Raw genomic sequence first — 10,280 nt, 5'->3', positions numbered from 1 at the left:
GGAAACTTCTGAACAGGTACAGCTGCCCGATACGAAAGACGAAATTAAGCTAGATAACAGCGTAAAGGCTGAACCTGAAAACAACAGCACAGAAACACAGGAACCCGCTGCCAGTAAACCCACGGGCTTCAAACCGAGATTCAAAGCTGGCATAACAAAAATTGACAAAAAGGAAGAATAATTTTCACTACATTTAGACTGATTTTTTTAATTATTTTTAAATTCCGATTAAAAACCAAAGACCAATGTTAAAGGAAGAAAGACAAGCATTCATTATACATCAGATTAACCTACATAACAAAGTTTTATCGTCAGATCTAAGTGTTCAACTGAATGTGTCTGAAGATACAATTAGACGTGACTTAAACGAACTCGCGGAGAATGGAAAAGTTCTAAAAGTCTATGGTGGGGCATTATCAAAATCTTTTCAATTCCCATTTCAGGATGGAAACGTATATGCCAAGGAGGCAAAAAAAGAAATTGCCAAGAAAGCAAGCACTTTAATCTCCAATGGAATGACTGTTTTAGTCGGAGGCGGGACAACCTTAATTGAATTAGCGAGAACAATACCCGATCATCTTCAGTGTACATTTTTTACTATAAGTCCATTAGTTGCACTAGAATTGGCCGAAAAGCCAAACCTTGAAGTCATTTTAGTTGGCGGAAAACTTTCACGCAATACAAACATCGTTTCCGGAGCCCAAGTCGCTAATGAATTGGCAGATCTTAAGGTCGATCTTTGTTTGTTGGGAACAAATTCTCTTTCAGTAGAAGATGGGGTGACCGATTCAGACTGGGAGGTGGTACAAATCAAACGTGCGATGATTAAATGCTCAAAAAAAGTGGCTATTTTAAGTATTGCTGAGAAACTAAATTCAGTTCAAAAAATGAAAGTTGTGCCGTTACGTGATATTTCTTATTTGATTACCGATGTCAATCCAACTGATGTTTCCCTAAAAGAATTTGCGAATACAATTGCAATACTTTAATATTGCCGCTCATTTAATTTAGCATGTCATCGCAAACGAAAAATGACTCTTTAAAATCAAAAACAACAAAAGGACTGCTATGGGGAGGTATGGCCAGTATCATCCAGCAGTTTTTGGGCTTCGGCTTCGGCATCTTACTAAACCGTAAGCTAACAGCAGAAGACTATGGTTTAGTCGCTATGATCACCATCTTTTCTGTTCTCGCCTCCGCTTTTCAAGAAAGTGGATTTGTGTATGGAATTGTCAATAAAAAAGAAGTTGAACATAAAGATTATAACGCGGTATTCTGGACAAGTGTAGGAATTGGAACATTTATTTATATTGTTTTATTTTTTGCGGCTCCTCTTATCGCCTTATACTATAATCAACCAGTACTTGTAGAACTTAGCAGATTTACTTTTTTATCCTTTTGGCTAGGTAGCTTTGGTATTGCGCACAATGCTTACCTCTTCCGGAATTTAAAAATCAAAGAAAGAGTCATCACAGGCACCTTTGCGCTTATTGCATCAAATATAGTCGGGGTTTATTTAGCCTATAAGGACTACGCCTATTGGGCATACGCGATCCAAATTGTCTCCTATAGTGGTTTCAATATGCTTGGATTCTGGTATTTTTCCAAATTCAGACCTACTTTCCAGTTCGATTTCCGACCTATTCGCGACATTTTAGGATTTAGCAGTAAAATACTAGTCACCAATATTTTCATCAACATCAACAAGAATATATACGCAGCGATCTTAGGCCGGCATTATACCGCTGAAGAACTGGGATATACCGTGAATCCTAATCGTTGGAGCATCATGGCACAGAATATATTGACCAATATGGTCAATAATGTGACACAGCCCATTTTAAAGGAAATAGAAGATGATAAGGATAGACAAATTCGGGTTTTTCGAAAACTAATTTCCTTTACGGCCTTTTTAGCCTTTCCGATGTTATTTGGTTTAACAACTGTAGCACAAGATTTCATTACTATTGCGATCACCGATAAATGGGCACAAAGTGCCATATTTCTTCAAATATTTTGTATTGGCGCTGCATTTGATTCTGTAAGCAATGTTTTTTCCAACCTCATCATTAGCAAGGGAAAACCCGAAGTTTATATGCGGAATATCATCGTGTTTGGTCTGCTCCAAATCGCTATTCTATTCTTCGGCAAATCATTAGGTCTTGAACTACTCATTGGATTAACCTCAGCATTAAATGCCCTCTGGATATTCGTTTGGTATGCTTCCGCTAAACCTTATATGAATTATTCATTTCGTTATCTTCTGGCAGATATTTTTGCTTATGCATTATTGGCAGCTGCCAGTTGTATTGCAGCTCACTATGCCACCGCAGCTATCGCCAACCTCTATCTACGGTTTGCAAGTACAATTGGAGTGGCTGTATGTGCATATATCATTGTCAATAGAATCTTTAAACCCAGCATTTTGTTGGAATTATTCCACTATTTCCTAACAGTTATCCGAAAAAAATAGATGGCCAAGATTCTCACCATAATCGTCTCTTATAATTTTGAGCCTTGGATCCACAAGTGCTTACCCAGTCTATTGGATTCGAGCTACCCCACAGATATTTTAGTTGTCGACAACAATTCGGGAGACAATACCACACAGATCATAAAAGAAACGTATCCGACAATAAGACTAATAGAAAGTTCCGAAAATCTGGGTTTTGGAAAGGCCAACAACATCGGACTTGACATTGTTTTGAAGGAAGAATATGATTATGCATTTTTAGTCAACCAGGATGCCTGGCTGGATCGGGACTGCATCGCCAACTTAGTGAAAGTAAACGCAGACAATATCGGAATTATCTCGCCTATTCACTACGATGGAACCGAAACAACACTGGACCATGGTTTTGCTTTATATACAAAAAATGCTACTAGCGAAAATTCGCATCGCATTTGCTCTTTCGTCAACGCAGCATTTTGGTTTATCCCCAACCCAGTGATCAGAAAAGTCGGTGGTTTCGCGCCGATCTTTTTCCATTATGGAGAAGATAAGGATTATGCCAATCGCATCAAGTACTACGGGTTAAATATCATTCTCGCAGACAGGGCCAAGGCCTATCACGATAGACAACAGCGTAAAACAGACCGAAAAACCTTTCTGAAAAGCGAATTTGTCTATCATTTGACAGAGTATTGCAATATCAATTATACCTTTGTAAGATCTTTTTCGATGGCCGTATTGGCGAGTCTGAAGAAAATGGGTGCTTCAATTTTTAAAGGTCATATTTTTGAAGCAAAAAGCTACTTAAACATTGCTTTTAGATTGCTGGGCAAATCGGGAGCAGTTTATCGTACTCGTCTAAGCAACAAAAAAGCATACAACAAAATCTATTGATAAATGAACAGTATTGCTCCAGTCATACTTTTTGTGTACAATCGTCCTGATCATACAATAAGAACACTCTCAGCTTTAGAACAGAACAAGCTTGCAGACCAGACTACGCTTTACATTTATTCGGATGCTGCAAAAAACGAAAAATCTGTTCAAGCTGTTATTGAAGTCCGAAAGATTATCAACCAGTCCTGGAACTTTAAAGAAGTTATTATTGTCGAACGAGCAGAAAATTGGGGTTTGGCGGCCAATGTGATCGACGGAGTTACAAAAGTGGTTAATGCACATGGAAAGATTATTGTTTTGGAGGACGATCTGGAAACTGCTGTATTTGCCCTAGATTATTTCAATCAAGCACTGGAGCGCTATAAAGATCAAGATCAGGTGATGGAGATCAGCGGTTATGGTTATCCACTAAAAGATTTAAATAAACTGCCTGAGACCTTCTTTTTTCGGGTCGCCAATAGTTGGGGCTGGGCAACCTGGGACCGCGCCTGGCAACATTTCAATCCGAATATTGATGAACTTGTATCGGATTTTACGGCCGAGCAGATACATCAATTCAGTATCGAGGGAAAAGAAAACTTCTGGAAACAAGTGCAGGAATTTAAGGCCAGAAAGATCAACTCTTGGGCGATACGCTGGTATGCTTCTGTATTCAAAAAAAATGGGTTAGTTTTGTATCCAAGGAATTCGATGACACAGAATATTGGCAACGATGGTTCGGGTACACATACAGCTGCGGAAGCAACTTATCAGGTTACACTAGCAGAAAGCCCTGTACGGTATTTTCCGACGGAAATTTCAGAAAACAAGCAAGCTTATGAGGCCATCAAGTATTTCTATGCACATCGGAAAGGATCTTTATTCAACCGTGGCATCCGATTCCTGAAGAAGAAAATGAATAAATTCAATATATAAACAACATGTCTGCTCATCCCAAATTTTCGATTATAACTGTCGTTTACAACAATGTGCGTGACATAGAACACACCCTGAAATCTGTTGTCAATCAGAGCTATGATCATATAGAGTATATTGTCATTGATGGACAATCAACCGACGGAACGTTAGAGATCATCCAAAAATACAAGGATAAAATCGCCGTCATCCTCTCCGAAAAGGATAAGGGTATCTATGATGCCATGAATAAGGGTTTAGCCTTAGCAACAGGCGATTATGTTCTTTTTTTAAATTCTGGAGACGAGATCTATGATCTGAATAGCATTGAGAACCTCGCCAAACTGAGCGATAACGCAGATATTCTTTACGGCGAAACAATCCTCGTGGACGACAACAGGAATATTATTGGTGAACGGCGGCACAAGGTTCCGGCTCATTTCGACTGGAAAAGCTTTCGCTACGGTATGAATATCTGTCATCAGGCGATCTACATCAAGCGGGAAATCGCCGAGCCATACGATCTCAATTATAAATTATGCGCTGATATTGACTGGGTTATCCGTTGTGCCAAAAAGGCAAAAAAAACGGTCAATGCACAGCAATATGTTGCCCGGTATCTTGTTGGCGGGATGTCAAAACAAAGACATCAGGAATCCTTGAAAGAGCGTTTTGCGATATTCAAACGCTACTATGGAGCCATTCCCAATTTATTCAATCATGGCATCATTGCGCTAAAAGCAGTTTGGTACCGTCTCAATTATGGAAAACCTCAAGACTAATGTTGAATCCTGAAATTTTAACCGAACTTGTTACAGTCAAGATGCCATTTGGCAAATACCAGGGATACACCTTATGTAATCTTCCTGAGCCCTATCTCGTGTGGTATAACCAAAAAGGCTTTCCAAAGGGAAAACTAGGCCAGCAGTTAGCAACACTCTATGAAATAAAGCTGAATGGCTTGGAATACCTCCTCGAACCTTTGAAGAAAAGGTGACGAGGGTCATTTTATTCCACTTATTATTTTTCGTAGCTTTGCACTAAATTTATTTTTAGCATTAAACGCCGTTTGCAGCGGTATCAATGAATATCATGACACAATATCAAACTTTGCTGTACTATTGTTACAGCCCTATCGAGGATGCCGAAAAATTCGCATCAGATCATTTAGAATTTTGTAAATCACTGAACTTAGTCGGCCGTATCATTGTAGCTGATGAAGGTCTTAATGGAACTGTTTCGGGTACTGTAGAATCCTGTAAAAGCTATATGGATGCCATTTATGCCGATGGTCGTTTCAATAAAACAGAGTTCAAAATTGACGATGTAGATGAACCATCATTCATTAAAATGCATTGCCGCTACAAAGCCGAAATTGTTCACTCTGGTTTGAGAGATCCAAAAGAAATTGACCCCAACCGTCAAACCGGTGTGCACCTTGAACCGAAGGATTTCTTAGCCATGAAAGACCAAGAGGATGTGGTTGTATTGGATGTACGCTCAAATTACGAGCACAATGTTGGTCATTTTAAAAATGCTGTTACCCTAGATATTGACAATTTCCGCGAGTTTCCGGAGAAAATCAAAGAGCTCGAACAATATAAAGGAAAAAAAATATTAACGTACTGCACAGGCGGTATCAAATGTGAGAAGGCATCTGCTCTCTTGTTAAAAGAAGGCTTCGAGGATGTTTATCAATTACATGGCGGCATTATCAAATACGGAAAGGAAGCAGGTGGTGAAGATTTTGAAGGTCAATGCTACGTCTTTGACAATCGTGTTACTGTCGATGTAAATTCTGTCAACCCATCCGTGGTATCAACTTGTTTTAACTGTGGCAAGCAAACCACTAAAATGATCAACTGCGCCAACCCAACTTGTAATGAACATTTCACACAATGTGATGAGTGCGGCTGGGAGATGGATGGATGCTGTTCGCCAGCATGTAAGGAAAATCCCAATAAACGTGAATATGACGGAACAGGATATTATGTCAAGGTACCTCAACCCGTCAATATTGACAAAATCAGCAAAAGAAAACATAAAAATTTTCCACCGAAAGTATCGGCCGAAGATTAATACAAATTGAACAAACAGAAAGCGGTCGGAAGTGTAGAACTTCCGACCGCTTCCTGTTTAGGATCTGCACCATCTTAGCTTCATCCCATACTAGCTTTTTATCAAGAAAAATAATAACCGAACACAGCTTACTTGCCAAACATACCGGCGATTGAATCAAGAATATTGCCCTTTGCCTGCCCATCGTTATTTTTATCAAAAAAACTGCCTGCCAATCCACCCAACATGTCGGTAACACTACCTCCCGATGCCGGCTGCTCAGTTGCTTGCGCTTGTTCTTCTTGGCTACCGCCTAAGAAAGAGCCTAATATACCACCCAACATACCGCCACCTGCATTTTGTTGTGTTCCACCACCAAGCACAGAGCCGATCAGATCACCAATCCCACCGCCGCTTGAAGCCTGCTTTTGTTGTCCTAGATACCCCATTACTATCGGAGCAAGTGTAGCCAATACTCCGGTGACCTGAGAAGAACTCAAGCCTGCTTTATCTGCTATATGCTGTGTCACGACTTCGGTATTTTGGCCGAACATATGGTTGACAATTTTATTGCCGTCTTCAGAAACATTTTGCTCACCGCCCTGTTCTGCTCCACCCTGTCCAAAGAAATCTCCAATTTTATCGAGTATCCCGCTATTGCTATGCTGGTCAATAGCCTTATCAATATTTTCCGCCTGCCCCTTGTTTTTGGCATTGTAATTCAATGCTGCAATCATCAAAGGAACTGCCGCTGCTACAATCCATTTTGCCTTGGATTCGCTGATACCAGTAATTTTTGAAATAGTCTCTATCGCTTTAGAGCCTACTCCACCTGTAACTAAATCTGTTAAGTTCATAAGTCTTCGTTTATAGTTATATAATGAAGATAACGATTTTTTTTGATGAGTTGAGATAATAGCTGATGATAAAAAAGCCCCATTGGATTACACAATCCAATGGGGCCATTTGAAAATCAATTTTTCAAATTAATAACTTTTATAAATAGCAATATCGTCCAATCCCAACCTTCCGTTATTAATCACATTGTTACTTGTCCCTAATCCAAGTTTGGTAACTCTAAAACGAACCGGCCCCTGAATATTCATTAAGAATACAGCCTGTTTTGAATTCATGCTCTCTGTCGTTGTATGCGCGTCCGAAATAGGCTCGCCTGTTTGCTTCCATGTCGTTCCTCCGTCGGTCGAGTATTCCAACTTGAACGTACACGAACGATCGGTGTAATACGAACCATACCAAAGCGTTACTTTTGAGGCCCCATTCGGCACATCAAAATTCATTTGCACATAACCATCAACACTTAAGTTCTGCTGCATACGGATGGCATTTTTTCCAGAAACGATACGATCACGACCAGCAGTTGTTCCTAGAATAGCCTGATACAGGTTCCATTGCCCCGTTGGAAAGGAGACCGCGTTTTTATCCTTCATATCATAGCTACCTTTCACACTCGCATCTACAGCATCAAAAGTTTCAGGCCAACCTGCATATAACTTACCGCTGGCATAAGCCATATCAGCATAACTCTGCATCCTAACTTGTAGCTTTTCGCCCTCCTTGAATGCAATTCCTCTGAATGATGCACTTGGAGCGATGGACTCCCCAGCAAATGTCGCATTATCTTGTGTATGCAATATAATCTCATTTTTATCACCATCCATTAAGATTTTATCTCCTTTCAACGCTGTCCCAGCTGCGGGTTCAGGTTCAACATCGGCTGTAATATCGATATAGGTTGATTCAAACTCATCAAACTTCGACTTTAGACTGGAAACAGCAACAGGTAATGGGGCAATAGTATTACCAGATGAGTAGACTTTAAGCTGTTGATTATTATCGACTGAAAGAACTAATAAGCCATCTTTTTTAATCAGTTTTGAACCGCTAATATTGATCTGAACCGAATCTCCAAATTTAAATTCAGACGCATTGGGTACCTGAACTAATATTCCACGGCGTTGATTTCGCCAAATATTCTGTACAGCAAGTGTATTTTCTGGTAAATTCTTATTTTCCGCATGCGAAACGACCACTACTTTGATATGTTCTGCCCCTTGTAGCGAAGACGCATTAAGCTGTAAATCGGCATTTTTATATAGACTGCGTAGCGCATACAACGATATTTCAGGATTTAGCGTCCCTATCGATTCATTGACGTTGTCTTTGATACAGCCGGACAGCAATGCTGACATCGCCAACATACTGCATAGTATTGATTTTAACTTTTTCATTGATTAGTTGATTGAAGGTTGCCACCACATTTTTTCATTTATCCCGTCTCCCCCCATACGACTCACAGCATCTTGATAATTTACTTTGTTTAAAGATTGTACAATTGTTGGATAATTTAAACGTACTGGCATTTTCCCTTGATTCAACAAGCCCGGACCTTTGTATAAATCCAATAATTGGGTTCTACGATATTCGTACCACTGTTGGAAATCCGTAAATAGCATCGCATAGTATTTTTGCAAATGCACCTTTTTCAATTTCGCATGATCACTATCTGTGGGCAGCAATTGAACCTTTGCACTGCTTAGGTAAGATGCTGGCGCTGTTAGCCCCCAGTATTCCATAGCCGCGTTCACCCCCTTTAAATAGGCTCCAGGCGCATCGACCTGAGCATACCCTCTCATACCACATTCAGCAATAATAAATTGCAACTCGGCGTAATTCATGATATTCCCCATATGCGAGTCGGCTTTTAGACTTGTTAAAAGCGTTGATTGTTGCTCGGGGACATTTCCTCTCTGGTATCCGGACTGCATACCGCCATATACTCCTAATGTGGCTTCAGTGGCCCAAATTTTTAATCGTGGGTCTGAAAGGTCCAGCAGATTATTGATAAAAAACTCTGAATAGCCTTTGTTTCCATTAAAATCTATGTCACGGCTATTAAAATAAGGATTCATATAAGGCTGTACATTGGTGTAGTATAAAGCAGCCGTTTCTGCATTGCTTTGCATCACCGGATATTCAGCGGCATTCGTTTCTAATATTTCTTTGATCTTTGCAACGGCATTGGTTTCTGACTTATGTGCTATACGTAGCAATAATCGGAGATATAAAGAATTACCAAATTTCTGCCATTTTGCAGGATCTGAATTAAATATGGGATCCATCGCTAAATTGGTCGATTCGACAGCAACCTTACCTTTCAAAAGCGTATTGGCCTCTTCTAATTTTCTAAAGATATCCGCATAAATATCGGACTGTTTATCAAATACAGGAGTTAAATTACTATCACTATACCCTTTATTGCTGTCTGTATAAGGTACATCACCATACATATCAGTTATTAACGAGCTCACCCAAGCATCCAATATAAGCGAAATACCCTGGTATGTCTGGTAACCCTTCTGCTGCCCTTCCCCTGCCTTCTGATAAATGTCGCGTATATTCGTCAACTGTACGTACCATCCGGACCAGGTAGATTCCGCTTCTGACGGTCTGATTTCATACCGTTGAATCTCCAATGCATCATTCACCGTTACAGTCACTTGCATAAGCTCGTTGTTGATGCGCATATTCCGTGATAAATTTGTGTTTAACACATTGAGTAAAGCTGGCGCGATGAGACTTTGTGGCGCTGCCGCAGAAATTGCATTTGGATTTGTATTTATTGCGACAAAGTCTTTTGTACAGCTCTGTAGCATCCCACAGGCTGCCAACAAAATAAAAGCTTTTCTTATATTCTTTTTCATAATACGCTGGATTTAAAATGAGAATGATAAATTGACACCCATTGTGCGGGTTGAAGGGAACTGGGCAATCTCTGCGCCCTTCTCAATACCGCTTGCATTTAGCGATCCAAACTCTGGGTCAAATGAAGGCCATTTGGTCATGACAAACAGATCTCTTCCGTACACCCCAATTGATGCGCGCTCAATTTTCAAGCGTTCAACAAAAGACTTCGGTAATGTATAGTCAAATCTGACCTCACGAAGCTTTATAAAGTCCG

General features: G+C 40.0%; 12 protein-coding genes. 8 read left to right on the top strand and 4 right to left on the bottom strand.

Annotated elements, in window-relative coordinates; genetic code table 11:
- The 8 genes from B2X72_RS12520 to B2X72_RS12485 all read left to right on the top strand — a co-directional run.
- Positions 1-181: hypothetical protein (locus tag B2X72_RS12520; protein ID WP_286849735.1), on the top strand; the 181-nt coding region annotated here is incomplete at its 5' end.
- A 64-nt stretch (positions 182-245) separates the two neighbouring features.
- On the top strand, positions 246-989 hold the full coding sequence (locus tag B2X72_RS12515; protein ID WP_046673148.1) for a DeoR/GlpR family DNA-binding transcription regulator: 744 nt from the start codon (positions 246-248) through the stop codon (positions 987-989).
- 23 nt (positions 990-1,012) lie between these two features.
- Positions 1,013-2,473, top strand: coding sequence for a lipopolysaccharide biosynthesis protein (locus B2X72_RS12510; RefSeq protein ID WP_075990238.1), 1,461 nt, complete (start codon positions 1,013-1,015; stop codon positions 2,471-2,473).
- Positions 2,474-3,346 (top strand): glycosyltransferase family 2 protein, encoded by an 873-nt coding sequence (locus tag B2X72_RS12505; protein ID WP_075990239.1) that lies wholly within the window; start codon positions 2,474-2,476, stop codon positions 3,344-3,346.
- A 3-nt stretch (positions 3,347-3,349) separates the two neighbouring features.
- Positions 3,350-4,264 carry a glycosyltransferase gene (locus B2X72_RS12500; RefSeq protein WP_286849734.1) on the top strand — a complete coding sequence of 305 codons (915 nt, stop codon included), beginning with the start codon at positions 3,350-3,352 and terminating at the stop codon, positions 4,262-4,264.
- Positions 4,265-4,269: 5 nt separating this feature from the next.
- Entirely contained in the window at positions 4,270-5,025 is a 756-nt protein-coding gene (locus B2X72_RS12495; RefSeq protein WP_286849733.1) for a glycosyltransferase family 2 protein, read from the top strand.
- A complete protein-coding gene (locus tag B2X72_RS12490; RefSeq protein ID WP_046673143.1) occupies positions 5,025-5,240 on the top strand; it encodes a DUF3820 family protein in 216 nt (71 codons plus the stop codon). Before B2X72_RS12495 ends, B2X72_RS12490 begins: the two co-directional genes overlap by 1 nt.
- Before the next feature lie 95 nt (positions 5,241-5,335).
- Positions 5,336-6,322, top strand: a complete 987-nt coding sequence (locus B2X72_RS12485; RefSeq protein ID WP_070561516.1) for a rhodanese-related sulfurtransferase — start codon at positions 5,336-5,338, stop codon at positions 6,320-6,322.
- 128 nt (positions 6,323-6,450) lie between these two features.
- Here the strand turns inward: B2X72_RS12485 and B2X72_RS12480 are convergent, their stop codons facing one another.
- From B2X72_RS12480 to B2X72_RS12465, 4 genes are all read right to left on the bottom strand, one after another.
- Entirely contained in the window at positions 6,451-7,158 is a 708-nt protein-coding gene (locus tag B2X72_RS12480) for a DUF937 domain-containing protein (protein ID WP_070561423.1), read from the bottom strand.
- 129 nt (positions 7,159-7,287) lie between these two features.
- Positions 7,288-8,550, bottom strand: coding sequence for a DUF5689 domain-containing protein (locus B2X72_RS12475; RefSeq protein ID WP_139144882.1), 1,263 nt, complete (start codon positions 8,548-8,550; stop codon positions 7,288-7,290).
- 3 nt (positions 8,551-8,553) lie between these two features.
- Positions 8,554-10,023 carry a SusD/RagB family nutrient-binding outer membrane lipoprotein gene (locus tag B2X72_RS12470; protein WP_286849731.1) on the bottom strand — a complete coding sequence of 490 codons (1,470 nt, stop codon included), beginning with the start codon at positions 10,021-10,023 and terminating at the stop codon, positions 8,554-8,556.
- A 12-nt stretch (positions 10,024-10,035) separates the two neighbouring features.
- Positions 10,036-10,280: hypothetical protein (locus tag B2X72_RS12465; protein WP_286849730.1), on the bottom strand; the 245-nt coding region annotated here is incomplete at its 5' end.

Source organism: Sphingobacterium sp. UBA7253 (genome assembly GCF_002472745.1).
GTDB classification, from domain to species: domain Bacteria; phylum Bacteroidota; class Bacteroidia; order Sphingobacteriales; family Sphingobacteriaceae; genus Sphingobacterium; species Sphingobacterium siyangense.
This window is presented reverse-complemented; position numbering and strand designations above follow the sequence as displayed.